We start from the raw sequence: 23545 nt of genomic DNA on the forward strand, positions 1-23545 counted from the left end.
ACCGCGAAGGTAGGCGTCTATCTATCCGCAGTCAATATTCTGCACAACATCAAACCTCGCTCGGCCGTAGGCCCCCCGAGGCCCCTCAGCCCGGCTCCAGGAACTCCAACCGGTTCCCCACCGGATCCTCGGAGTAGAACCGCCGACACCCCGGCAGGCCGTCGTCCCACGTCACGAGGGCCCCGCGCCCGGCCAGCCGGCCGGCGAACGCGTCGATGTCCCGCACGCGCAGGCCGGGGTGGGCCTTCCTCTGCGGCCGGAAATCCGCCTCCACCCCCAGGTGCAGCAGCACCGCCCCCGCCGCGAACCAGCAGCCTCCCCGGACGGCGAGTGCGGGCGGCTTCTGGATCTTCGCCATGCCGAGGACACCGGCGTAGTACGCCCGCAGCCGGTCCTCCCGTCCCGGGTGGGGCGGCGAGCAGGACGTGGTCGACGGCGGTGATCACCGGGCGGTCTCCGGCTTGTGTGCGACGACGAAGATGCGGCGGAACGGGAACGGTGTGCCGTGCGCGGTGGGCGGATACGCCTCGCGGAGTGCGGCGCGGTACTCGGCGACGAAGGGGTCCGCGTCCGGCCCCAGTTCGCCGAGGACCGGACGCAGCCCCGTCCCCTTGACCCAGTCGAGCACCGGGTCCTCGCCCTGGAGGAGGTGGACGTACGTCGTCTCCCACGCGTCGACCTCGCAGCCCAGGTCGGCGAGGGCCGCGTGGTAGCCGACGGGCGTGTGGACCGCGTCGTCGTGGCGGAGGGTGTCGCCGAGGCGGTCCTTCCAGCGGGCGGAGTGCGCCAGTTCGCGCATCAGGCGGTGGCTGGGCGAGTCGAAGTTCCCCGGGACCTGGAAGGCGAAGGTGCCGCCGGGTGCCAGGGCGTCGACCCAGGCGGCGAAGCGGTCGAGATGCCCCGGGACCCACTGGAACGTGGCGTTGCTGACGATCAGGTCGTACGGCTCCGGGGGCACCCAGGTACGGACGTCCGCCGCGGCGAAGTCGATGCGGCCGCCGCCCGGGGTGGGCCCCTCGTGGTCGGTGCGGGCCCGGTCGAGCATCTCGGGCGAGTTGTCGTACCCGGTGACGCGCGCGGTGGGCCAGCGGTCGGCGAGGAGGCGGGTGACGTTGCCGGGGCCGCAGCCGAGGTCGGCGACGCGGGGGTGGGCGGCGGGTGGGTCGGGGATGTGGGCGAGCAGGTCCACGAAGGCACGGGCGCGGTGACCGGCGTGCCGCAGGTATTGCTGGGGGTCCCAGGTATGTCCGGTGGGGCTGGTGGGGCTGGTGGGGCTGGTGGGAGTCATGGGGGACGTCCTCCTCGTCGTCGCTCGGTCGCCCCTGCCGCGGTCGCCGTCACTGCCGCCGTAGCCGTCATCGTCGCCGTCGCCGTCGCAGGGCACTCCCACTCTCGGACGGCATTATCTCGATGTCAAGAGACTTGCCTCTAATCATCTTGATCTCAAGAGACTTCACATCGACACAACCACTACACTGATCGCCATGGAGGACGAGGTCGATCGGCTGGTCGCAGCGTGGCGCCGGGAGCGCCCCGACCTCGACGTGGAGCCGCTGGAAGTACTCAGCCGGGTGAGCAGACTGGCCCGGCACCTGGACCGCGCGCGCCGGCTGGCGTTCGCGGAGCACCAGCTGGAGCCGTGGGAGTTCGACGTGCTGACGGCGCTGCGCCGGGCCGGCAACCCGTACCAGCTCTCGCCCGGTCAGCTGCTGACGCAGACGCTGGTGACCTCGGGCACGATGACCAACCGGATCGACCGGCTCACGAAGAAGGGCCTGGTCGAGCGGTTGCCCGACCCCAGTGACCGCCGGGGCGTGCTCGTCCGGCTCACGGACGAGGGCCGGGACCGGGCGGACCAGGCGCTCGCCGGACTCCTCGACCAGGAACGCGCGATCCTGGCCGAGCTGTCCCGCGCCCAGCGGGGCGAACTGGCGGGCCTGCTACGCCAGTTGACCGCCCCGTTCGACAACATCCCCGGCTAGGGGCCGGCCCAGGTCGACGGGCCCCACACCCGCCCGGCGGGCGAGGGCCACGGCGGCCAGGGTGGAGTGGACGCCTAGCTTTCCGAGGACGTTCTGCATATGGGTGCGGACGGTGTGCGGGGAGAGGAACAGGCGCTCGGCGACGGCCTTGCGCCCCAGCCCCGCGACCATGCACCGGAGCACTTCGCGCTCACGCGGGGTGAGGGACTCGACGAGCCGCTCACTCTCCGTGCGGTGCTTGCGGGCGGCGGTCAGCTCGCGCAGGACGCCGGTGAGCAGCGCGGGCGGCAGATGCGTCTCCTCGCGCAGCACGCCCCGGATGACGGTGAGCAGCCGGGAGAGCGAGCAGTCCTTGGCGACCCAGCCGGACGCGCCCGCCTGGAGGGCCAGCGCGGCCCTGCGCGGATCGTCCTTCTCGGCGAGGACGACGATCCGTACGCTCGGCTGTCCCGAACGCACACCCGCGACGAGCGATATCCCGTCCACGAGCCCGTCCTCGTTGCCGTCCGGCACGGGTACGGCGGTCGGCCGCGCGCCGGGGACCTGGGCGTGACCCCCCAGGTCGGCGTCGACCAGAAGCACGTCGAACTTGCGGCCCTCCGCCGCCGCGCGGTCCAGACAGCGCAGCGCGGCGGGGCCGCTGCCGGCCGCGGACACGTCGACATCGGGCTCGGCGGCCAGTGCCGCCGCGAGCGACTCGGCGAAGATGCGGTGGTCGTCGACGACCAGGACTCGGATGCGAACCACTGAAACCCCCACTGGTCGGGGGACGACCGGCGCGAGCACGACGCCCGGAGCGTGCCCCGGTTTACACCTGGGACGGGGCGTCGCAGCCGCACGGCCGCCGCCGTGCTGAACCGCTACCCCCACTCCGGGCGTCGTACCCGACTGTCTCGCCCCCTGATCAGCACCGGCCCCCACCGGCGCTGTTCATCAGAGTAAGGCCGGGGGGCAGGAGCGGAAGCTCATTTGCAGAACTGGTTGTCCAGCGCGTTTATGGTGTGCCGCATGTTTCGTATGGAGACAGAAGTCGACAGGGAACGAAGCCAATTGCTGCTTTCGCGACTGCGCGCCAGCAATACCGCCGCGTCGCCGGTCCTGCGTGACCTGCGGGGAACCCCGGACGCGCGAGAGGTCCCGCTGCATGTGTGGGCCCTGGACGAGGCGGGCGAACTGGCCGGGGGCCTGGTCGGTCACACCTGGGCCACCTGGCTGCACGTCGTCCACCTCTGGGTCGACGAACGCCACCGGGGGGCGGGCCTGGGCTCGCGCATCCTCTCCCGGGCCGAACACCTGGCCGCCCGCGAACGCGCCTGCCGCTCGGTCCGGTTGGAGACCTGGGACTTCCAGGCGCCGGAGTTCTACAAGCGCCTGGGCTACGAGGTGGTGTGCGTGATCCCCGACTATCCGCCGGGGATCACCGAGTACACCCTGACCAAACGGCTCGGTTAGGGCCGCGGGGATCCATCAGGAGGGCCCCGGTCAGACGACCCGTCGTGCTCCGGCCGACGGGACCGCCACGAAGACGCGCGGGGCCGTGAAGGCGGCCTCGGTGAAGGCCTCCTCCACCGCCTTGGTGACCGCGTCCGCGTCGGCCGCGTCGACGAGGACGATCGCGGAGCCGCCGAAGCCGCCGCCGGTCATCCGGGCGCCGAGGGCGCCGGCGGCGAGGGCGGTGTCGACGACGAGGTCCAGCTCGGGGCAGGAGATGCGGAAGTCGTCGCGGAGCGAGGCGTGGCCCTCGACCAGGACGGGACCGATCGCGCGGGTCTCGCCCGATTCGAGGAGGGAGACCACGCGCTCGACGCGCTGGTCCTCGGTGACCACGTGGCGGACCAGACGGCGGACCTCCTCGTCGTCGCCGAGGCGGTCGAGGGCCGCGTCCAGCTCGTCGTAGGCGACGTCGCGCAGCGCGTCGACGCCGAGCAGGGCCGCGCCCTTCTCGCAGCCGGCCCGGCGCTTGCCGTACTCGCCCTCGCTGTGGGAGTGCTTGACCTGGGTGTCGACGACCAGCAGCTGCATGCCCTCGGCGGCCAGGTCGAAGGGGATCTGCCGCTGGGACAGGTCCCGGGTGTCGAGGAACAGGGCGTGGCCGGTCTCGCAGCACGCGGAGGCCGTCTGGTCCATGATCCCGGTCGGGGCGCCGACGTAGACGTTCTCCGCGCGCTGGCACAGGCGGGCCAGCTGCCAGCCCTTGAGGCCCAGGTCGTAGAGGTCGTTGAGGGCGAGGGCCACGACCACTTCCAGGGCCGCCGAGGAGGAGAGGCCGGCGCCCGTGGGGACCGTGGAGGTCAGATGGACGTCCGCGCCGGTCACCGCCGTGTGGCCCGCCTCGCGCAGGGCCCAGAGGACGCCCGCCGGGTACGCCGTCCAGGCGCGGTCGGCCTCCGGGGTCAGCGCGTCGAGGGACAGCTCGACCACACCGCCCTCGACGTCGTCGGAGTGCAGGCGCAGAACGCCGTCCGTGCGGCGGGAGACGGCCGCGACGGTGGTGTGCGGGAGGGCGAAGGGCATGACGAAGCCGTCGTTGTAGTCGGTGTGCTCGCCGATGAGGTTCACCCGGCCCGGCGCGGCCCACACTCCCTCCGGCGCCGCCCCGTAGAGCTCCTCGAACCGCTCGGCGACGACGACAGCCTCGCTCATCCCCTGCCCTGACCTTTCCGTACTCGACCGACGAACCGGCTCGGCCGACGAACTGGCCGAGCCGGCACACTACTGGGCGCGAACGGGCGCGAACCCGCGCCCCTGGGACCTGCGCGCCCTACGACGCGCTACCGCGCGCTGCTGAGCCCTACTGCGCCCGCTCCTGGGTGAAGCGCCACGCGTCCGCCACGATCTCCGCGAGGTCCGCGCGCGACGGGTTCCAGCCGAGCCGTTCGCGGGCCGTGGCGGCGGAGGCCACCAGGGTGGCGGGGTCGCCGGCCCGGCGCGGGGCGACGACCTCGGGGATCGGGTGGCCGGTGACCTGGCGGACGGTCTCGATCACTTCGCGCACCGAGAAGCCGTTGCCGTTGCCCAGGTTGCAGATGAGGTGCTCGCCCGGCCGCGCGGCGTCCAGTGCCAGCAGGTGGGCGTCGGCGAGGTCGGCGACGTGGATGTAGTCGCGGACGCAGGTGCCGTCGGGGGTCGGGTAGTCCTCGCCGAAGACGGAGATCGCGTCCCGCCTGCCCTGCGCGACCTGGAGCACCAGCGGGATGAGGTGCGACTCGGGGTCGTGGCGCTCGCCGCAGGAGCCGTACGCCCCGGCGACGTTGAAGTAGCGCAGCGAGACGGCGCCCAGACCGTGGGCGGCGGCCTCGCCGGTGATCATGTGGTCGACGGCCAGCTTGGAGGCGCCGTACGGGCTGGTCGGCCTCGTCGGCGCGGACTCCACGATGGGGGTGGTCTCCGGCTCGCCGTAGGTGGCGGCCGTGGAGGAGAACACCAGCCTGCGGACGTTCGCCTCGCGCATCGCGGCGAGCAGCGCCATGGTGCCGCCGACGTTGTTGTCCCAGTACTTCTCGGGCTTCACGACGGACTCGCCGACCTGCGAGAACGCGGCGAAGTGCAGGACGGCGTCGAAGGAGTCGTCGAGCCACTTGCCGGCGTCGCGGATGTCGCCCTCGATGAAGGTGGCGCCGGCCGGGACGCCCTCGCGGAAGCCGGTCGAGAGGTTGTCGAGGACGACGACCTCGTGGCCCGCCTCCAGCAGGTGCTGGGCGACCACGCTGCCGACATACCCCGCGCCACCGGTGACCAGGTACTTACCGCTCATGAACTCGCTACCTCTCGCAGTCGCTCGGCCGCGCGCTCCGGCGGCACGTCGTTGATGAACACGTTCATGCCGGATTCGGAACCCGCGAGAAACTTCAGCTTGCCGGTGGTGCGGCGAATGGTGAAGAGCTCCAGATGCAGCGCGAAGTCCTCGCGCTGGACACCCTCGAACTCCTCCAGCGTGCCGAACGGGGCCTGGTGCCAGGCCGCGATGTACGGCGTCGGGGGCTCACCCTCGCCGAAGATCCGGTCGAAGCGCCTCAAGAGTTCCAGATAGACCTGGGGGAATTCTGTGCGGGCGTCCTCGTCGAGCGCGAGCAGGTCGGGGACCCGGCGCTTCGGGTAGAGGTGCACCTCGTACGGCCAGTGCGCCGCGAACGGCACGAAGGCGGCCCAGTGGTCGGTCTCCAGGACCATCCGCTCGCCCGCGAGCTCGCTCTGCAAAACGGCGTCGAAGAGGTTCTCGCCGCCGGTGGCGTCCTTGTGGGCGGCCAGCGAGCGCAGCATCAGCGCGGTACGGGGTGTGGTGAAGGGGTACGCGTAGATCTGCCCGTGCGGGTGCCCCAGGGTCACGCCTATCTCGGCACCGCGGTTCTCGAAGCAGAACACCTGCTCGACGGAGGGGAGATGCGACAGCTCCGCCGTGCGGTCGGTCCACGCCTCCAGGACGAGGCGGGCCTGCTCCTCGGTCAGGTCGGCGAAGGACGCGTTGTGGTCCGAGGTGAAGCAGACGACCTCGCAGCGGCCGGAGTCGCCGGCGAGCGAGGGGAAGCGGTTCTCGAACACCACGGCGTCGTACGACGAGTCCGGGATCTCGCTCAGCCGGTCGCCCTCGGAGGGGCAGAGCGGGCATTCGTTCGCCGGGGGGTGGTAGGTGCGGCCCTGGCGGTGCGAGGCGATCGCCACGGAGTCGCCGAGCAGCGGGTCCCGGCGTACCTCCGAAGTGGTGACGGTGCGCTCCAGGGGCCGCCTGTCCACCGCGTCACGCACGGTGTCGTCGCGCAGGTCGTAGTAGATCAGCTCACGACCGTCGGCCAGCCGGGTCGAGGTCTTCTTCACGCCGGACTCCCCATCCCACCCATCAAACAGAACCAAACACATCAAAGCACAAGTTCCGACGTTCGTCACCATCACAATCAAACAAAGATCACCAGATGCCAACTGAAGTGAGCTGCGCATGGAGAATCTCGCGGATGCCTCCGGCACCGCCGCCTCCGCTGTGGCTGGCTGTGGCTACGGCCGGTGGCTCCGCCGGCGGAGGGGGAGCGGTCGAGGGAGGAGCGGTCGAGGGAGGAGCGGGACTCCGGATGACGCCGGGCGTGAGGGCCGGGGGCGCTCCGGCCCTTGCGCCTTGCCCGCCCGCGGCTAGGGTCGTGGCTGGTGACGGTCGCCGAGGAGGGGGATCCGAGGGTGTACGGGACAGTGACGGCGGTCAGCAGCAACGGTGAGTACTCGTTGACCAAGCCGAACCAGGACAGCATCACGCTGCTCGCCGGACTCGGGGTGGAGGGTGATGTGCACGCCGGTGTGACGGTCAAGCACCGTTCGCGGGTGGCACAGGACCCCACACAACCGAACCTGCGCCAGGTCCACTTGATCCATGAAGAACTCTTCGCGGAGGTCGGGGCGGAGGGGTTCGCGGTGGCTCCCGGTGACCTCGGCGAGAACATCACCACCACCGGCATCGATCTGCTCGGGCTGTCGGTGGGCACGCTGCTGCGCATCGGGGACGAGGCGGTCCTGGAGGTGACCGGCCTGCGCAATCCCTGCTTGCAGATCGACAACTTCCAGGCCGGGTTGCTGAAGCGGGTGGTCGGCCGCGACGCGGCCGGGAACGTCGTGCTCAAGGCGGGAATCATGAGCATCGTGAAGGAGGGTGGCACGGTGCGGCCGGGCGACACGATCAAGGCGGTGCTTCCGAGCGGTCCGCACCGCCCCTTGGAACGGGTCTGACGTCCCACCGCGCTCCCGGTGGGACGCCCTGGTCAGTCCTCGAACAACTCGGCCGCGTCGGTGACGTCGTAGGCCCGGTCCACCCAGATCTGGAGGATGTCAGGGTCGGTGCAGGCGCGTACCCGCCGACGGACCGCGTCGGGCACGTCGATGTGGCGGCGGTCCAGGGTACGCAGGACGCTCGCGATCCGCTCCGCGATCCGTTCCTCCACACGCCCTTCCTCTCGCAGCTTCACCGCGACCGGGTTCTTGAAGAAGTAGTTGACCGGCATCATCAGTTCCTTCCACGTCTTCTTCGCCTGGGCGTCCACCAAGCCCGACTGCGGATCATGCCCTCGGTGCCCTTCTGGCAGATCTGATGCAGCGCCTCGTGCGGCGAGCCGACCATCGGACCTCCTTTCTTTCGGGATGGTCAACGAGCTACGCGGCCATCAGTTCGCACCACACGTATTTGCCGCGACGGCCGAAGCGGGACGACGGCTGCCAGCCCCAGATGTCCGTGCAGGCGCGCACGAGGGCGAGCCCTCGGCCCGTTTCGGTGTCGGGCTTCGCCAAGTGGTCTGGGGGCTCTGGGGGTTCGGGGTCGGCGTCCCAGGCTCCGATCCAGAGCGTGCCGTTCGACCAGCGGACGCGCAGGGCCGCCGGGCCCTTGGTGTGCAGCACGGCGTTCGCGATCAGTTCCGTGGCGAGGAGTTCGGCGGGGTCGAGGAGGGCGGCCAGGCCGTGGGCGGTGAGGATCAGGCGGAGGGTGCGGCGGGAGACGGTGACAGCTCGGGGGTCGTGGGGGATGTGGAGGACGTACTCCCAGGGTTCGGAAGCCACTTCGGGCATGGGTGAACTCCGTTCGGTGTGGGGGTCGGGGCGATCCGGTGGCATTGCCTCAGCCGTCAGGGCGTGACGGAGTGGTGCACTTCCGGGGGCCCGGAACTCCGCAGGGTGCGCGGTGCGTCACTGACAGTAGGGTAGAAATTCATACCCTCGCAACAGGCTGCCGTAATCTGACACCCGTAAGAGGCGTCAGGGAGAGGCAGTTACTCGGATGACCATGCGGAACCAGCCCACAGCACGACAGGTGCGCCTGGGGTCCGAGCTGCGCAGGCTGCGGGAAGCAGCAGACAAGCCCGCCAAGGAGATCGCCGGGCTCCTCGGAGCGAGTTCGGCCCACATGAGTCAGATCGAGGCCGGGAGTTCGGCGATCAGCGAGGAGCGGCTCCGGAGGCTGGCGGCTCACTGCGCCTGCACAGACGCGGAACTCATCGAGGCACTCGTGGCGATCGCGACCGACCGCACGCGCGGCTGGTGGGACGACTATCGAGGCGTCCTGCCCCAGGTGAACCTGGACGTCGCCGAGGCCGAGCACCATGCGAGGTTCCTGGACGAGGTTGCCATCGCCTATGTGCCTGGACTGCTCCAAACCGCCGACTACGCACGAGCGGTCTTCAGTTACACGCGCCCCGAGCTTCCCGAGAGCGAGCTGACTCCTCGGGTGGAGTACCGGATGCGGCGGCGCACGGTCATCGAAGGCGACCATCCGCTGCCGTACGAGACGATCGTCCACGAGTTCACCCTGCGGATCCGAGTGGGCGACCGGCAGACCTCGCTCGCCCAACTCCGCCGCATCTTGGACGAGATCGAGCGCGGACACGTGACGGTGCGTGTCATCCCCACCGACCAGGACGGATTCGCCGGCGCCGCCGCCTCGATGATGTACCTGGGCGGTCCGGTGCCCCGACTGGACACCGGGCTTCGCGATTCGCCGACCGGCGTCCTGTTCATCGACGCCGAGGCTCAGCTGAAGCAACTCCGAACGCTCTTTTGTAAGGTGAAGGAGGCGTCGCTGGAACCCACAACATCACGGGACTTCATTCACCGTCTGACGAAGGAGCTGTGAGGACACAATGGACCGCGCTCCGCACTGGCAGAAGTCCACGTACTCCGGCGGCGGCGAAGGCGACACCTGCATAGAACTCTGCGCAGCCGCCGGAGGCATAAGCCTCCGCGAATCCACCACCCCCGCCACCCACCTCCGCACCACCCCCACCCCCCTCGCCGGCCTCCTCCACCACATCAAGGCCCGCGGGGTTCGTGCAGCGAGCTGAGGAAAGCCCCCGGTGGCATACGGGGGCGTGCCGCATGGCTGGTGGGGGCGGGCGTTTCTACGGTGGCTCCATGCGTACCCCCCACAGCCGCCGCACCGCCTCGGCCACCGTCGTCGCCCTTGCTCTCGCCCTCCTCGCTCCCCTCTCCCCGGCCCGCGCCCACGCCGCGGCGGACCCCCTCCAGCGGGACGCCGACGCCCTGCGGGACACCGGGGTGACCGGTGTCTCCGTGCGGGTCGACCGGCCTCGCGGGGCGCGGACCGTCCGTAGTGGGGTCGGCGATCTGCGGACCGGTGTGCCCGTGCCGCACGGTGAGAACATCCGGATCGGCAGCACCACCAAGGCCTACGTCGCCACCGTTCTCCTCCAACTCGTCGGTGAGGGGCGGCTGTCGCTGGAGGACCGGGTGGAGCGGTGGCTGCCGGGGGTGGTGGAGGGGAACGGGAACGACGGCCGACGGGTCACCGTGCGGCAGCTCCTCCAGCACACCAGTGGGCTGCCGGACTACATCGGCGACGTCGTCCCGGAGCTGAGCGCCGCCGGGTATCTGAAGCACCGGTCGACCACGTACACCTCGCGGCAGCGCGTCGCCTTCGCCATGACTCATCCTCCCGTCTTCGAGCCGGGCGCCCGCTGGGAGTACTCCAACACCAACTACATCCTCGCCGGGATGGTGATCGAGGCGGTCAGCGGGAGGACATGGGATCAGGAGGTGCGGGAGAGGATTCTGCGGCCGTTGAGGCTCACGCGGACCTTCACTCCGGGCAACGATCCCGGTCTCCCCCGGCCCCACGCCCGTAACTACCAGCAGTTCGAGCCGGGTGGCGAGGGTCCGATGACCGACACCACCCTCGCCTATCTCCCCTTCGACGGGGACGCCGACGGATCCATGATCAGCACCACCGCCGACACCAACCGCTTCTTCTCCGCGCTGCTCGGCGGCAGCCTCCTCGCCCCCGCCCAGCTCGCCGAGATGCTGCGTACCGTCGCCGTGCCCGACACCCCCGGTGAGGTGCCGGGCTCGCGCTACGGGCTGGGCATCGGCTGGACGCCCCTGACCTGCGGCGGCGGCTACTGGGGCCACAGCGGCAGCGGCTTCGGCTTTCTGGCGTGGCCGGGGACGACACGGGACGGCCGTACCTCCGTCACCGTCGCCGTGCACAGCCGGCCGGGCGACGAGCGGACCGCCGTACGGCAGATCGGGGCCCTCACGGACCTGGTCGACCACGCCCTGTGCGCGCGGCCGGGGCAGTAGCCACCCGGGCCGCGCAGCGGCCCTACCCCTCAGCCCCGGACGCCCCCGGCAACCCCGACGGCCCCTGCTGGACCGGCCCCGCCCGGTCCAGCAAACCCGTGCGGGCCGCGAGCGCCGCCGCCTCCAGGCGGGAGCCGACGCCCAGCTTCATCAGGACCCGTTGGACGTGGGTGCGGGCCGTCGACGGGGCGATGCCCATGCCCGCCGCGATGAGGCGGGTGTCCTCGCCGTCCGCGACGCGGACCAGGACCTCGACCTCGCGCGGAGTCAGCATCTGGAGCAGACGCTGCCCCTCGTCGTCCGGCTGGGCGGCGGGGTTCAGCAGTTCAGCGAAGGCGCTCTGGAGGAGTTGGGGCGCCACCGCCGCCTCGCCCGCTCGGGCCTTCATGATGGCGCGTTCGACGCCTTCGATGCGTTCGTCGTGGCGGACGTAGCCGGACGCCCCGGCTGCGAACGCCGCCGCGATGCCGCGCGGGTTGGGCACCGGTCCGAGGACCAGTACCGCCACCTGCGGGCGTTCGCGCTTGATCTTCACCACCGGGTCGAAGATCCCCGGCTCGGCCGGTGCCGCCGTGCCGATCAGGCACACCTCCGGTGCCCTGGAGATCACCAGCTCGGCCGCGCCCGCGGCGGGCGCCGCCGCCGCCAGCACCCGGTGTCCTCGCAGCTTCAAGGCCGAGGCCAACGCCTCGGCCAGCAGTCGGTGGTCGTCGACCACCATGAGCCGCACTCCCATCGAGCCACCCCACCCCCCAGTCCCCCACAGTCCCCCAGATGGTTGCCCACTATGGCTGCCCACCGGACCTCGCGGACAGAAGCCCCCCGACTTCCCGTCGACTCACCCGTCGACGCCCGCTCTTCATGCCCCCGGAAGCTACACGCTTGTTCGACGTTGCGCTCCCCCTACGGGAGAGAAGTGCCCCGGATTACCGAAATTCCCTCCGATTCGAGCGTGATGAGGGATACGTCCACGGCCCCGCCCCTGAGCTGGGGCGGGGCCGTGGAACGAGGCCGAGGGGGCGCGTGGGGTTACTTCGCCCCGAAGCCGAGCGCCGTGTACTCCTTCTCGTCGTCCGAGTACGGCTTGCTGACGAGTTCCGAACCGATGAACCAGCGTCCGTCGGTGTAGAGCATCTCGCTCATCGTCGGCGTCATGGCGCTGATCGCGCGGAGCACCGACTCGGAGGCCGGGGTCTCCAGGAGCTTGGTCTGCTTCAGCGTCTTGCCGTCGATGGAGACGATCTGGGCGCCCTTGTCGTACGGGCCGTCCTTGTAGGCGATGATGTTCGGCCCGTCCATCCGGATCGGGAACAGCTCGTGGTCGTCGCCCGCGTCCACGCGGTCACCGGTGGGCTTCCCCGTGGCCAGGGAGAAGGAGACGATCTCGTTGGTGGAGCTATAGGAGCCGGTGCCGTCGTGGCTCTTGGTCGGCATGTACACCTTGTCGTTGCCGACGTAGATGCCCCGGCAGGCCCAGACACCGCGGACCGGGCACTCGTAGTCGTACTTCTCGTCCGGGATGGAGATCTTGGCGCGCAGCTTGCCCTTCTCGTCGAGGGAGAAGATGTCGGTCGTGCCGGTCAGCGGGACGTCGCTGCCCGTCACCACGCCGAAGACGACCGGGTTGGTGGAGATGACCTTGGCGCGCTGGATGCCGGAGGGGACCTTGTACGTCCACTTCACGCTGCCCGACCTGGGGTCGAGCAGCTGGATCTCGAAGGTCTCGCTGCCGTAGTCGCCGCACTTGCGGACCGCGATCAGCTGGGCGCCGCCCGCGTAGCCCTCGTCGGTGCACGCGCCGGCCTTCGGCGACCACAGCACCTTGCCGGAGTTGACGTCGAACGCGGCGCCGCCGGAGTAGCCGCCGGCCGCGGCGACCGTCGTACCGGAGATGGTGACCTCGCCGAACGGCACCTTGCTGCCGCTGAGGTCGGCGCTCTTGGTCCACACCTCCTTGCCGGTCTCGACGTTGAACGCGGTGACCTCGGTGCAGGGCTGGCGGTCGTCGTTGTTCTTGCGCTTGGCCGACTCGGTCACCACGACGGCGATGCCCTCGGTGGTGATCTCACGGGAGCCCGCGCAGGTCTGGCCGGCCAGGTCCAGCGTCCACTTGGTCTTCCCGCTGTCCGGCTCGTAGCCGACGATCTTGTTGAGCGCGGACTTGGCGTACGTGGTCTTCGTCAGCCAGGAGCCCTTGACGCTGTCGATCTGGAGCTTTTCCTTGACCTCGTGCGCGGGCACCTGGAAGAGGATCTTCGCACTGGGGCTGGCCGGGGCCTTCTCCTGCGCCGTGGTCGGGATCTCCACGCCACCGGACGACGAACCGCCGGACGAGGAGCCGCCGTCGTCGTCGCCCTTGGTGTCGTCCTTGCCGCCGGAGGTGCCCTCCGAACTGGCGGTGTCCTTCTTGCCGTTGTCGTCGTCGCCGCTGGAGGTGGCGATGTAGACGCCGCCGCCGACGATGAGCGCGATGGCCGCGACCGCCGCGGTGATGATGATCGCCGCGGAGTTCACCTTCTTCTTGCCGCCGGGACCGCCGGGGCCGCCGGGGGCGTGCCCCACCTGCGGCTGCATCGGCATGGTCTGCGGCTGATAGCCGTACGGCTGCTGCCCGTAGGGGCCGGGCTGCTGCGGCTGGCCGTACGGGCCGGGCTGCGGCTGGCCGTAGGCACCCGGCTGGCCGGGCTGGCCGGGCTGGCCGGGGTAGCCGTAACCGGGCTGCGCCGGCGGGGGCGTCTGCGGGTAGCCGTAGCCCGGGGCCTGCGCGGGCGGGCCCTGCGGCGGGGGCGTCGGGGCGCCGAAGCCGCCGGCCGGCGGGGGCGTGGGCGCGCCGAAACCACCCTGCGGCGGCGGGCTCTGCGGGGGCTGCTGCCCCGGGGCGGGCGGCTGGGCGGGCGGCTGGCCCTGCGCCGGGGGCTGGTCCTTGGACAGCGACGGGGCGGGCGGCTGGTTCGGGGGCGGGCCCGGCGGCTGGTTCGGCGGGGGCGGCGGCTGCGTCATGACGTGGATACCTCGGAGCGGATGTCGGTGGTCGGGTGGAGGACGAGCGGGGCTGTCACTTGCCGTAGGCCAGCATCAACTTCTCCTTCGCGTCGTCGGCACCGTTCAGCAGGGTCGAGGAGATGTAGAAGCGTCCGTCCACGTAGTCGATGGCCCTCGAGTAGAAGGAGCTCTCGATCTCCGCGGCGCTCGCCGGCATCCGCAGCAGCTCGGTGGCCGCGGGGCTGCCGCCCGTGGTCGGGAACGACACGATCCGGCCGCCCGCGTCGGACGACGGCTCCACGTACGCGATCAGCTTGCCGCCCTCGGTCCGCACCGGCTCCATCGTCGCGTCGGCGGAGGGCGACTTGACGCGCCACTTCTCCTTGCCGGTGGCGAGGTTCAGCGCCACGATCTGGTTCGTGCCGTCCTTGTCCTCGGTCGGCAGGTAGAGCGTGTTCGCGTCGCTCGCCACGCCGGTGCAGCCGGCGAGATTCCCGGTGAGGATCCCGCCGTCGCACTCGGGTGCGAACGAGGCGTCGGAGTCGACCTGCGAACGGGTCGATCCGTCGGCCTTGAAGGTGGAGATGTTCCAGGTGTTCTCTTCCTCGTTGGTGAGGTAGAGGACGAGCGGGTCCACGGAGTACGCGTTCTCGACCTCCCAGCCCTTGGGGATCTTCCGCGTCCACTTGGCCTTGCCGGTCTTCGCGTCCAGCTCCTGGACCTCGTCGTGCTCCTTGTCGGTGGTCACCGCGCAGGAGGAGACGACGACCAGCCTCGCACCGCCCGCGAACCCCGACGGGTAGCAGGACTGGCCGTAGGTCTTCTTGTCGAACAGCTTCTTGCCGCTGTCGATGTCGTACGCCGTCCCGGACTGCGAGCGGCCCACCATGAGCGTGTCACCGGCGACGGCGAGGGAGACGCTGCTCGCGCTGTCGAAGAGATCGCCCTTCTCCAGCTGGGCGGACCACCCCTTCTCACCGGTGTTCAGGTCGATCTGCTGGAGCTGGTCGCACTCGGCGTTCTTCGAGGTGCTCTTCTGGTACGCGACGACGGCCCGGTCGCCTGCGGTCTTCGGGGTGACCGAGCAGATCTTGCCGGGGAACTCGATCGGGTCCCACGCCGGGTCGCCGTCACCCACGTTGTACGCGAACAGCTGCTTGTACGCCGGCTTCACGGCGACCTTGTCCGTGACCCACAGGCCGGGGGCGGACGCGCCCGAACCGGGGGCGTCGGGCGCGCTCTTGTACCAGAGGACCTTCGCCTCGCCGTCCTTGCGGTCGGCGTTGAGGTCGGAGATGTCGAGGTCCTCGCCGCCGTCGCCGCTGCCGTCGCCCGGGTTGACGGGCGCGGAGGGCGCGTCGGACGGCTTGTCGTCCTCGGACGGGCCGGTGCTCTCCTTGGCGACCGGCTTCTTCTCGCCGTCGTCCCCGAGGGTCGTCACGGCGAACACGGCACCGCCCACCACGAGCAGCGCGGCCACGGCCGCGCCGACGACCATCGCGGGCCTGCCCTTGAACGGGTTCTTCGACCCGCCGCCACCGCCGCCGACGGGCGGGGGCGTGGGCGCGCCCGCGTACTGCGACTGCGGGTAGCCGTAACCGGCCTGCGACGCCGGGTTGTACGGGCCGGGCTGCGCGTACGGGCCGGGCTGCTGCGGCTGGCCGTACGGGCCGGGCTGCTGCGGCTGGCCGTACGGTCCGGGCTGGGTGTACGGGCCCGGCTGCGCGGGTGGCTGCTGCTGAGGGGGGTAGCCGTAGCCGGGGCCCGGTGCGGGCGGGCCCTGCGGCGGGGGCGTCTGCGGGTAGCCGTACGGCTGCTGCGGCTGTTGCGGCTGCGACGGCGGTGGTGGATTCCGCGGATCTCCGTAACCGCCGTACGGCGGTTGATCGGGCGGCTGAACCATCAGCGCTTTCCCCCTGTTCGCTGCTTTCGAGCCACCCGTGACCACGCGTGGTGTCGCTTCTCAGACTGTTCTCAGACGGCTCTTTCTATCACTGCGACGCAGTCATGCACGGGGCCGGTCGCTCCCCTGTTCCCAAGGGAGAACCGGCCCGTGATGCGCCCGTTACGCTCCTTCACGCCCCCTTCACGGGACGTGCGCGCGGGCTCGATACGCCCATCAGAGAGCTGGGCAGCGCCCCGAAGGGGAGCGGGGTGCCGCCCTCTGCGGCTCAACCGCTACGCGTCATCCGCCAGTTCGAGCCACCGCATCTCCAGCTCTTCCTTCTCGCCGAGCAACGCCCGCAACTCGGCGTCCAGCTCCCCCACCTTCGAGAAGTTCGTCGCGTTCTCGGCGATCCGCGCGTGCAACGTCGCCTCCTTCTGGGAGACCTTGTCCAACTGCCGCTCGATCTTCTGGAGTTCCTTCTTCGCGGCACGGACGTCGGCGGCGCTCTTCTGCGACGCGGTCTCGGCGGCGGGCTTCACGGCGACCCCGGCGGACGCCGCCGCGGCCTCCTCCATCGTGTGGCGCCGCTCGATGTACTCGTCGATCCCGCGCGGCAGCATCCGCAGCGTCGCGTCACCGAGCAGCGCGAACACCTTGTCCGTGGTCCGCTCGATGAAGAACCGGTCGTGGGAGATCACGATCATCGACCCGGGCCACCCGTCGAGCAGGTCCTCCAGCTGGGTGAGGGTCTCGATGTCGAGGTCGTTCGTCGGCTCGTCGAGGAAGAGGACGTTGGGCTCGTCCATCAGCAGCCGCAGCAGCTGGAGCCGCCGCCGCTCACCACCGCTGAGGTCGCCCACCGGCGTCCACTGCTTCTCCTTGTTGAAGCCGAAGGTCTCGCAGAGCTGCCCCGCCGTCATCTCGCGCCCCTTGCCGAGGTCGACGCGGTCGCGGATCTGCTGCACGGCCTGGAGCACCCGCAGGTTCGGGTCCAGCTCGGCGACCTCCTGGGAGAGGTAGGCGAGCTTGACGGTCCTGCCGGTGACGACCCGGCCTGCGGCCGGCTGCTTCTCGCCCTCGCTGCGCGCGGCGTCCGCCATGGCCCGCAGCAGGGAGGTCTTGCCGGCGCCGTTGACGCCGACGAGGCCGACGCGGTCGCCCGGCCCGAGCTGCCAGGTCAGGTGCTTCAGAAGCACCTTCGGACCGGCCTGCACGGTGACGTTCTCCAGGTCGAACACGGTCTTGCCCAGCCGGGTCGACGCGAACTTCATCAGCTCGCTGGTGTCGCGCGGCGGCGGTACGTCCGCGATCAGCTCGTTGGCCGCCTCGACACGGAAGCGGGGCTTCGACGTACGGGCGGGGGCGCCGCGCCGCAGCCAGGCCAGCTCCTTGCGGACCAGGTTCTGCCGCTTGGTCTCCTCGGTGGCGGCGATCCGCTCACGCTCGGCGCGGGCGAAGACGTAGTCGGTGTAGCCGCCCTCGTACTCGAAGACGTCGCCCTTCTGCACGTCCCACATCCGGGTGCACACCTGGTCCAGGAACCACCGGTCGTGGGTGACGCAGACGAGGGCGGAGCGCCGCTCGCGCAGATGGTTCGCGAGCCAGGAGATGCCTTCGACGTCGAGGTGGTTGGTGGGCTCGTCGAGGACGATCAGGTCCTGCTCCTCGATGAGCAGCTTGGCGAGCGCGATGCGCCGCCGCTCGCCGCCGGAGAGCGGGCCGATGACGGTGTCGAGGCCCTGCGGGAAACCGGGCAGGTCCAGGCCGCCGAAGAGGCCGGTCAGCACGTCCCTGATCTTGGCGTTGCCGGCCCACTCGTGGTCGGCCAGGTCCCGGATGACCTCGTGCCGGACGGTGGCGGTGGGGTCCAGGGAGTCGTGCTGGGTGAGCACGCCGAGGTGGAGGCCGCCGGAGTGGGTGACCCGCCCGGTGTCGGCCTCCTCCAGCTTGGCGAGCATCCGGATCAGGGTGGTCTTGCCGTCCCCGTTCCGCCCCACGACGCCGATCCGGTCCCCTTCGGAGACGCCGAGCGAGACCCCGTCGAGCAGGGCGCGGGTGCCGTACACCTTGCTGACGTTCTCGACATTGACCAGGTTGACGGCCATTACTCTCCTGCCACGGGGACGATCGACCCTCCAGGGTAGTCGGCGGGGCGCACGGGTGTGACGGGGCGGCGGGCCGCCGCACGCAGGCGGCGGCCGCGCCGGGTGAGCCCCCAGGGCTTCAGCACCGAGATCACGGTCATGAAGAGGTACGCGGAGAGCGAGACGACCGGGCCGAACAGGACGTCTCCCGTGTCCGGCAGCGGGCCCCCGGCCGCGACGGCGGTGACGGCCGCGTTCACGCCGGGGCGCAGGGCGAGGACGGTGGCGGTGAGGGTGGCCAGGGTCAGCCAGAACTTGGTGTGGACCCAGCGGTGGCGGGCCAGGCCCCACGGGGTGCCCAGCGACAGTGCCAGACCGCTGGTGAAGGTCAGCAGGCCGACCGGGACGAGGAGCCAGTCGGCGAACAGCTTCATGGCGCGGACGGACGCCTCGACCGCGGCCGCGGACGACGTGGTGCCCGCGGTGACGCCGAGCGCGAGCAGGCCGAGCGTGAGCCCGAGCCAGGCGGCGGAGGCGGCGACGTGGACGACGAGGAGGGCGCGGCGGGCGGGGCGGCGTAGGGGGCGGGGGTTCGTCTTCATGGGTACGACGGTGCCGGGGTGGGGGCGGCGGGGCGTCTGCCGGCGGGAGTATTCGGGAGTACGGGGTAGGGAGTACGGCGGGGGGCAGCGGAGGGGTGCGGTGCGTTGTCGGGTGCGGCCCGGTGGGGCTTCTCGCGCAGTTCCCCGCGCCCCTGAAAGACCAGGCCCTGCGGGCCTGAAAGACCACGGCCCTGCGGGCCCGGAAGGTGACGGGGCGCGGCCCCGGCTTTTCAGGGGCGCGGGGAACTGCGCGATCAGCCCCCACTCGCCCGCGCTCGACGACACCACCCGAAAAAAGGCCGCGCGCCCCGGGGACATCGCCACCCGGGGCGCACGGCGGTCTCGTGAGCCCCCTACCGCCGCCGCTGCTGGATCAGCGCCGTCGCCGGGGCTTGGCCCTCGTCGGCCGGCTCCCGGTGGACGGGCATGTCGTCGCGGACCAGGTTCTCGGGGATGAAGACGGCCGCGGCGACGCCTCCGTTGGTCGACTGCCGCAGTTCGACGCGCAGGCCCTGGCGTTCGGCGAGCCGGTTCACCACGAACAGGCCGATCTGCTTGGCGTCGAGGAGGTCGACCTTCTCCGACCTCAGCTTGCGGTTGGCCTCGGCCATCGCCTCCTCGTTCATGCCGAAGCCGCTGTCCTCGACCTCGATGAGGATGCCGTCCCGCAGCCGGGCCGCGCGCAGCTGGACCTGGGTGGAGGGCGGGGAGAACGCGGCGGCGTTCTCGACGAGTTCGGCGAGCAGATGGATGACGTCGGCGACGGAACCGCCGTTGAGGGACACCTTCGGTACGGCCCACACCTGGACCCGTGTGGCGTCCTCGATCTCCGCGACGGCGGCCCGCAGGACGTCCGTCAGCGCGATCGGCTCGCGCCAGCCCCGGCCGGGCGCGATCCCCGACAGGATGAGCAGCGACTCGGAGTGGCGCCGCATCCGGGTGGCGAGGTAGTCGACGCGGTAGAGGTCGTACAGCTCGGCGTGGTCCTGCCGTTCGTGCCGGCGCTGTTCCATCACGCCGAGCAGGTCGAGCTGCCGGTGGAGCAGCACCTGGCTGCGGCGGGCGAGGCTGACGTACACCCCGGAGATGCCGCTGAGGAGTTCGGCGCGCTCGGAGGCCGCCTTGAGCGCGGCCCGCTGCACGGCCGTGAGCGCGGTGCCGACCTGGGCGAGTTCGTCACCGGCGAGGCGTCGCATCGGGGCCTCGGCGTCGATGTCGACGCCCTGCCCGGCGTGCAGCTTGCGCATCGCCTGCGGCAGCCGGCGCCCGGCGACCTCCAGCGCGGAGTTGCGCAGGTCGAGGAGTTCGACGATGAGGCCGCGCCCGACGACCACGGAGACCAGCAGCGACAGGAGCACACCGGCGAGGCCGAGGACGACGGCGACTCCGGACGCGCCGAGGGTGTCCCAGCCGAAGACGTCCGCCTTGGCCGCCGCGCCCGTCCCCGCGTTCTCCTCGGCCGCGGCCAGGCCCTCCAGGACGGCCGCCGAGGAGGCGTCCCAGTCCTTCAGCACGGCCGCCGACACCGGTCCCGCGCCCGCGTCCGTCACCCCGTCCTCGACCCTGACGAGGGCGGCGTAGCTGTCGCTGTCCAGCAGCACGTCGTACGCGGGCCGGTGCTCGGCCTTGAGGTCGGCGACGGCCGGCCTCAGCAGCTCGCGCTGGGTGGCGACGGCGCCGACGAAGCGCGCGTACTGCTCCTTGCCCAGCGTCCCCGACGCGGTCGCGGCGGCCAGCAGCGCCTGCTCGCGGGCCACGGCGTCCCGGACCCGGGAGAGTTCGAGGACGACCCGCGCCTCGGAGGTCGCGTCGGTGCCCTTCTCGCTGGTGAGCGCGCCGGTCACGGCGAAGGCGTGGTCGATGACGGTGGAGTACCTGGTGTACGCCGTCGACACCGCGTCCCGCGCGCCCGACCCGGTGGTGCCCGCGCGCAGGGCGGCGAGGTCGCTGAAGTCGGCTTCGAGGGTCCGCAGGCGGTCGGGCAGACCCGTGTCGATGAGGGCGGCGTCCGAGCTGGAGGAGCTGAGGCCCGCGCGGAGGGCGGTCACGGCCTTGTCGGTGGCCTGCTGGTCGGCCCTCAGGTCGTCGAGACCGGTCTCGGTGCGCCGGGCGGCGTACCGCATCGCGGCCGTCCGCTCGCTCTGCAGGGTGGTCACGAACGTGGCGACCGGCGCGAGCAGTTCGCTGTTGACGTCCTTGGCCCGCTCGGTGTCACCGATGGCGGCCACGGTCGTCACGGCGGCGTAGCTCCACAGCGCCATCAGCGACACGACGGGCAGCATCAACAGGGCCACGATCCTCGCCCGCACGGATCTGGGGCGCAGCAGCCGGGTGGTTGCACGGAAGATTTTCATTGGGGACCTCGTTGCAGGAGGGAGGATCGAGCGCCCCTTCAGGGGCGCGGGGAACTGCGCGACCAGCCCCCACGGGCCCGCAGCAGAAAACGGCGCTCAGAGCGGAGGGCTCAGAAGCGGAGCGCTCACGCCGTCGACAGCTCCACCTCACGCAGCAACTCGTCGGCGAAGGAGGACTCCGCCCGCTTCCCCGTCGGCGAAAGAGCCACGTACGCCGAGGTCAGGAAGAGGAACGAGCCCAGCATCACGGCCAGCGGGAAGAGGAACTCCGTGGCCGTCGCGCCCGCCAACTGGGCGGTGCTCGGCGCGAGTTCGATGCTCACGGCGTACATCGCGGTGTAGTGCATGCTGCTGACCGCGAGTCCCATGACCAGTGCGGCGACCGTGGCGAGCACCCCGCCCCGCACGATCAGGGTGAGCGTGAGCGCGGCGGTCGCGGCGACGACCGCGATCACCACGGAGGCGATGACCAGGGACGGGTCGTAGCTGACCTCGCCGTGCAGGTTGAGCGCGGCCATGCCGGTGTAGTGCATCGCGGCCACGCCGAGGCCGGTGCCGAGGCCGCCGAAGGCCACCGCGCGGACCCGGGAGCGGCCGTAACCGGCGGTGAAGACACCGGCGCTGACCACGGCGATCGCCATGACCAGGCTGAGCACGGTCATCGGGACGTCGTAGCGGATCGGGGTGCCCTGCACGCCGAAGCCCATCATCGCGACGAAGTGCATGGTCCAGATGCCCGAGCCGATCGCGAACGACGCCAGCGTGAGCCAGTTCCGCTTGGAGGCGCCTTCGGCCTCAAGTGCCCTGACGGTGCAGCGCAGTCCGAGCGCGGAGCCGACGCAGGCCATGACGTAGGAGAGGACGGGGGTGACCCATCCGGCACTGAAGTGGTCCATGTGTCCCATGAGGAACCCCTCTCGCCCGCCGCGCGGACGACACCACGCGCACGGGAAGTACCGCCGGTAACAAGTCACCGGGGATCGAGATCATGCCACCCGAGAATGACGGGCGAATCACCCGAAGGGCACCAGAAAGGAATTCCGTGAACATTAAAACACTGTGGGATGGGGCACAAACTGAAGGGTTTGCCAGACCAATGCGTGACCTGCACATTCCCTTCACCGGACCACCCCGGTCAGGCACTTGACCGTGCGCCACGACCAATAAGTTCCACCAGTGCCCATCCGGCGAGTGTCATGACCACCGCCACCGGAGCGCTGACCTGAACGGCGATCAACAAGGCTGTGCGTCCCTCGAGGAGCCCACCGAATCCGACCATGGAGAGCCCCAGCACCCCGAACAGACACAGTGTCACCCCGAGGGCGGCGGCCGGCCCCGCATACGCCTCCGACCTGCTGGAACGGCTCGTCCGAACCGGTCGGGATGACCGGGCCGCGGGCCGTTCGAAGCTCCGGAAGACGGCGACGAGCACCGCGGTGAGGACGGCCGCGAACGCGATCCGCAGGGGCAGTTGGACCCACCAGGCGCCCGTCGCGGGCGCGGGCAGGTCGACGTCGAGCGCGAGCAGCACGCCGTAGACCCCGAGCATGGCCGAAAGATGCCACAGGAACGCGGTCATCGAGATGCCGTTGGCCGCCACGACCGTCCGCCACACCTTCGGCCGCTCCAGCCACCGCGCGACCGGCCCGCGCACCCACTCCACCGCGCCGACCAGCCACAGCCCGTGGCACAGCAACGCGAAGGTCGGCGGCGCCATGTTCGACACCTTCTCGCCCGGCATCCCGACCATCGACAGCGGATACGGCCCGTACGCCACCAGCAGCGCGGCCCCCGCGAGCCCGGCGCCGGCGAGCAGATACGGCCGCGTCAGCCGCCCGTCGGCCCGCAGGAACCCGAGTTGGTGGATCGCGAGCCACACGAAGGCGAAGTTGAGGAACTCGACGAACGGCACGTCCAGCGCGAAGCGGGCCACGTCCACGAGCGCGGCGGCCGCGACCAGCCCGCCGAACGCGCCCCAGCCGTACCTCTCGTGCAGCCTGAGCAGCGGCGGTGTGAAGGCGACCATCGCCAGGTAGATCCCGATGAACCACAGCGGCTGCGCGACCAGCCGCAGCGCCACGCCGAGCAACCCGCCCCCCTGTCCGGCGAGTTGGAGGACCGCGGCGGCGGCGCCCCACACCCCTATGAAGACCATGGTGGGCCGCAACAGCCGCTGCAGCCGCGCCCGGAGGAACGCGGGATAGACCGAGGCGCCGTCCGGGGCCTTCCGGCTGAGCGAGCGGTAGGAGAGGGCGTGCGAGAAACCGCCGACGAAGAAGAACACCGGCATGATCTGCAGGGCCCAGGTGAGGATCTGCAGCCGCGGTTCGACCGCGAGCAGGTTGCCCACCTCGACTCCGCCGCCGTCCCCGGTGGTCACGGCCGCCATCAGCCAGTGGCCGAGGACGACCGTGCCGAGGGAGGCGACGCGGAGCAGATCGACGTACCGGTCCCTGGTGGCCGGGGTGGCGGCGGCGAGTTCCCTCGCGCCCACGCTTGCGGTGGCGGTCATGGGAGTACGGTCGCGCGGGCGCCCGGGTGGGCGGCAGCGCTCCCGTACTCATCTCACGTCTGAGTACGCCTTCGTACGCGC

21 protein-coding genes and 1 pseudogene are annotated in these 23545 nt (G+C 71.0%); 6 read left to right on the forward strand and 16 right to left on the reverse strand.

The window, feature by feature from the left end:
* Positions 1 to 85: 85 nt before the first annotated feature.
* Positions 86 to 446: pseudogene (locus ACZ52C_RS16895) on the reverse strand (VOC family protein).
* Positions 443 to 1288, reverse strand: coding sequence for a trans-aconitate 2-methyltransferase (locus ACZ52C_RS16900; RefSeq protein WP_469075443.1), 846 nt, complete (start codon positions 1286 to 1288; stop codon positions 443 to 445). The pseudogene ACZ52C_RS16895 and the gene ACZ52C_RS16900 overlap by 4 nt, the downstream one beginning before the upstream one ends.
* A 196-nt stretch (positions 1289 to 1484) precedes the next feature.
* Here ACZ52C_RS16900 and tamR point away from each other — a divergent pair, with 196 nt between their 5' ends.
* Positions 1485 to 1982, forward strand: coding sequence for a MarR family transcriptional regulator TamR (gene tamR / locus ACZ52C_RS16905; RefSeq protein ID WP_045556258.1), 498 nt, complete (start codon positions 1485 to 1487; stop codon positions 1980 to 1982).
* Here tamR and ACZ52C_RS16910 read toward each other — a convergent pair.
* Positions 1941 to 2729, reverse strand: coding sequence for a LuxR C-terminal-related transcriptional regulator (locus tag ACZ52C_RS16910; protein WP_469075444.1), 789 nt, complete (start codon positions 2727 to 2729; stop codon positions 1941 to 1943). The genes tamR and ACZ52C_RS16910 overlap by 42 nt on opposite strands.
* Before the next feature lie 249 nt (positions 2730 to 2978).
* On the opposite strand from ACZ52C_RS16910, the gene ACZ52C_RS16915 reads away from it, so the two are divergent.
* Entirely contained in the window at positions 2979 to 3434 is a 456-nt protein-coding gene (locus ACZ52C_RS16915) for a GNAT family N-acetyltransferase (RefSeq protein ID WP_469075751.1), read from the forward strand.
* 30 nt (positions 3435 to 3464) lie between these two features.
* Here ACZ52C_RS16915 and galK read toward each other — a convergent pair whose 3' ends face one another.
* The 3 genes from galK to galT all read right to left on the reverse strand — a co-directional run bounded on the left by galK (position 3465) and on the right by galT (position 6794).
* The gene (gene galK / locus ACZ52C_RS16920) at positions 3465 to 4625 is read right to left on the reverse strand and encodes a galactokinase (RefSeq protein WP_469075445.1); all 1161 of its coding nucleotides are present in this window, start codon (positions 4623 to 4625) and stop codon (positions 3465 to 3467) included.
* A 148-nt stretch (positions 4626 to 4773) separates the two neighbouring features.
* Positions 4774 to 5736: a UDP-glucose 4-epimerase GalE gene (gene galE / locus ACZ52C_RS16925; RefSeq protein ID WP_469075446.1), complete on the reverse strand. Its 963-nt coding sequence runs from the start codon at positions 5734 to 5736 to the stop codon at positions 4774 to 4776.
* Positions 5733 to 6794, reverse strand: a complete 1062-nt coding sequence (galT, locus tag ACZ52C_RS16930; RefSeq protein WP_469075447.1) for a galactose-1-phosphate uridylyltransferase — start codon at positions 6792 to 6794, stop codon at positions 5733 to 5735. Before galT ends, galE begins: the two co-directional genes overlap by 4 nt.
* Before the next feature lie 363 nt (positions 6795 to 7157).
* Between galT and ACZ52C_RS16935 the strand changes: the two genes are divergently transcribed.
* Positions 7158 to 7688, forward strand: coding sequence for an MOSC domain-containing protein (locus tag ACZ52C_RS16935; protein ID WP_469075752.1), 531 nt, complete (start codon positions 7158 to 7160; stop codon positions 7686 to 7688).
* Positions 7689 to 7720: 32 nt separating this feature from the next.
* On the opposite strand, the gene ACZ52C_RS16940 is transcribed toward ACZ52C_RS16935, so the two are convergent.
* Together ACZ52C_RS16940 and ACZ52C_RS16945 are read right to left on the reverse strand one after the other, a co-directional pair.
* Complete coding sequence (locus tag ACZ52C_RS16940) at positions 7721 to 8002, reverse strand: hypothetical protein (protein ID WP_469075448.1); 282 nt, start codon at positions 8000 to 8002, stop codon at positions 7721 to 7723.
* Between the two features lie 106 nt (positions 8003 to 8108).
* A complete protein-coding gene (locus ACZ52C_RS16945) occupies positions 8109 to 8519 on the reverse strand; it encodes an ATP-binding protein (protein WP_469075449.1) in 411 nt (136 codons plus the stop codon).
* Between the two features lie 208 nt (positions 8520 to 8727).
* On the opposite strand from ACZ52C_RS16945, the gene ACZ52C_RS16950 reads away from it, so the two are divergent.
* From ACZ52C_RS16950 to ACZ52C_RS16960, 3 genes are all read left to right on the forward strand, one after another.
* Positions 8728 to 9579 carry a helix-turn-helix domain-containing protein gene (locus ACZ52C_RS16950; RefSeq protein WP_469075450.1) on the forward strand — a complete coding sequence of 284 codons (852 nt, stop codon included), beginning with the start codon at positions 8728 to 8730 and terminating at the stop codon, positions 9577 to 9579.
* 7 nt (positions 9580 to 9586) lie between these two features.
* A complete protein-coding gene (locus ACZ52C_RS16955) occupies positions 9587 to 9787 on the forward strand; it encodes a DUF397 domain-containing protein (protein WP_469075451.1) in 201 nt (66 codons plus the stop codon).
* Between the two features lie 70 nt (positions 9788 to 9857).
* On the forward strand, positions 9858 to 11042 hold the full coding sequence (locus ACZ52C_RS16960; protein WP_469075452.1) for a serine hydrolase domain-containing protein: 1185 nt from the start codon (positions 9858 to 9860) through the stop codon (positions 11040 to 11042).
* Positions 11043 to 11064: 22 nt separating this feature from the next.
* Here ACZ52C_RS16960 and ACZ52C_RS16965 read toward each other — a convergent pair whose 3' ends face one another.
* The 8 genes from ACZ52C_RS16965 to ACZ52C_RS17000 form a co-directional block, all read right to left on the reverse strand.
* Positions 11065 to 11778 carry a helix-turn-helix transcriptional regulator gene (locus ACZ52C_RS16965; protein WP_469075453.1) on the reverse strand — a complete coding sequence of 238 codons (714 nt, stop codon included), beginning with the start codon at positions 11776 to 11778 and terminating at the stop codon, positions 11065 to 11067.
* A gap of 293 nt (positions 11779 to 12071) precedes the next feature.
* Entirely contained in the window at positions 12072 to 14042 is a 1971-nt protein-coding gene (locus ACZ52C_RS16970) for an outer membrane protein assembly factor BamB family protein (RefSeq protein WP_469075454.1), read from the reverse strand.
* Between the two features lie 55 nt (positions 14043 to 14097).
* A complete protein-coding gene (locus ACZ52C_RS16975; RefSeq protein ID WP_469075455.1) occupies positions 14098 to 15927 on the reverse strand; it encodes an outer membrane protein assembly factor BamB family protein in 1830 nt (609 codons plus the stop codon).
* Between the two features lie 275 nt (positions 15928 to 16202).
* Entirely contained in the window at positions 16203 to 18017 is a 1815-nt protein-coding gene (locus ACZ52C_RS16980) for an ABC-F family ATP-binding cassette domain-containing protein (RefSeq protein ID WP_469075456.1), read from the reverse strand.
* Complete coding sequence (locus tag ACZ52C_RS16985) at positions 18017 to 18598, reverse strand: DUF2269 domain-containing protein (RefSeq protein ID WP_469075457.1); 582 nt, start codon at positions 18596 to 18598, stop codon at positions 18017 to 18019. Before ACZ52C_RS16985 ends, ACZ52C_RS16980 begins: the two co-directional genes overlap by 1 nt.
* Positions 18599 to 18951: 353 nt before the next feature.
* Positions 18952 to 20952, reverse strand: a complete 2001-nt coding sequence (locus ACZ52C_RS16990) for a sensor histidine kinase (protein WP_469075458.1) — start codon at positions 20950 to 20952, stop codon at positions 18952 to 18954.
* A gap of 125 nt (positions 20953 to 21077) precedes the next feature.
* Complete coding sequence (locus tag ACZ52C_RS16995) at positions 21078 to 21857, reverse strand: MHYT domain-containing protein (RefSeq protein ID WP_469075459.1); 780 nt, start codon at positions 21855 to 21857, stop codon at positions 21078 to 21080.
* Between the two features lie 230 nt (positions 21858 to 22087).
* Complete coding sequence (locus tag ACZ52C_RS17000) at positions 22088 to 23464, reverse strand: acyltransferase family protein (RefSeq protein WP_469075460.1); 1377 nt, start codon at positions 23462 to 23464, stop codon at positions 22088 to 22090.
* Between the last annotated feature and the right edge of the window lie 81 nt (positions 23465 to 23545).

This window comes from Streptomyces sp. NPDC034049 (genome assembly GCF_055575575.1).

Coding starts and splice junctions, on each gene's coding strand:
- galK (WP_469075445.1), bottom strand. CDS start 4,625: ATGAGCGAGGCTGTCGTCGTCGCCGAGCGGTTCGAGGAGCTCTACGGG.
- ACZ52C_RS16900 (WP_469075443.1), bottom strand. CDS start 1,288: ATGACTCCCACCAGCCCCACCAGCCCCACCAGCCCCACCGGACATACC.
- ACZ52C_RS16990 (WP_469075458.1), bottom strand. CDS start 20,952: ATGAAAATCTTCCGTGCAACCACCCGGCTGCTGCGCCCCAGATCCGTG.
- ACZ52C_RS16980 (WP_469075456.1), bottom strand. CDS start 18,017: ATGGCCGTCAACCTGGTCAATGTCGAGAACGTCAGCAAGGTGTACGGC.
- galE (WP_469075446.1), bottom strand. CDS start 5,736: ATGAGCGGTAAGTACCTGGTCACCGGTGGCGCGGGGTATGTCGGCAGC.
- ACZ52C_RS16915 (WP_469075751.1), top strand. CDS start 2,979: ATGGTGTGCCGCATGTTTCGTATGGAGACAGAAGTCGACAGGGAACGA.
- ACZ52C_RS16960 (WP_469075452.1), top strand. CDS start 9,858: ATGCGTACCCCCCACAGCCGCCGCACCGCCTCGGCCACCGTCGTCGCC.
- ACZ52C_RS16950 (WP_469075450.1), top strand. CDS start 8,728: ATGACCATGCGGAACCAGCCCACAGCACGACAGGTGCGCCTGGGGTCC.
- ACZ52C_RS16945 (WP_469075449.1), bottom strand. CDS start 8,519: ATGCCCGAAGTGGCTTCCGAACCCTGGGAGTACGTCCTCCACATCCCC.
- ACZ52C_RS16965 (WP_469075453.1), bottom strand. CDS start 11,778: ATGGGAGTGCGGCTCATGGTGGTCGACGACCACCGACTGCTGGCCGAG.
- ACZ52C_RS16970 (WP_469075454.1), bottom strand. CDS start 14,042: ATGACGCAGCCGCCGCCCCCGCCGAACCAGCCGCCGGGCCCGCCCCCG.
- ACZ52C_RS17000 (WP_469075460.1), bottom strand. CDS start 23,464: ATGACCGCCACCGCAAGCGTGGGCGCGAGGGAACTCGCCGCCGCCACC.
- ACZ52C_RS16955 (WP_469075451.1), top strand. CDS start 9,587: ATGGACCGCGCTCCGCACTGGCAGAAGTCCACGTACTCCGGCGGCGGC.
- ACZ52C_RS16975 (WP_469075455.1), bottom strand. CDS start 15,927: ATGGTTCAGCCGCCCGATCAACCGCCGTACGGCGGTTACGGAGATCCG.
- ACZ52C_RS16995 (WP_469075459.1), bottom strand. CDS start 21,857: ATGGGACACATGGACCACTTCAGTGCCGGATGGGTCACCCCCGTCCTC.
- tamR (WP_045556258.1), top strand. CDS start 1,485: ATGGAGGACGAGGTCGATCGGCTGGTCGCAGCGTGGCGCCGGGAGCGC.
- ACZ52C_RS16985 (WP_469075457.1), bottom strand. CDS start 18,598: ATGAAGACGAACCCCCGCCCCCTACGCCGCCCCGCCCGCCGCGCCCTC.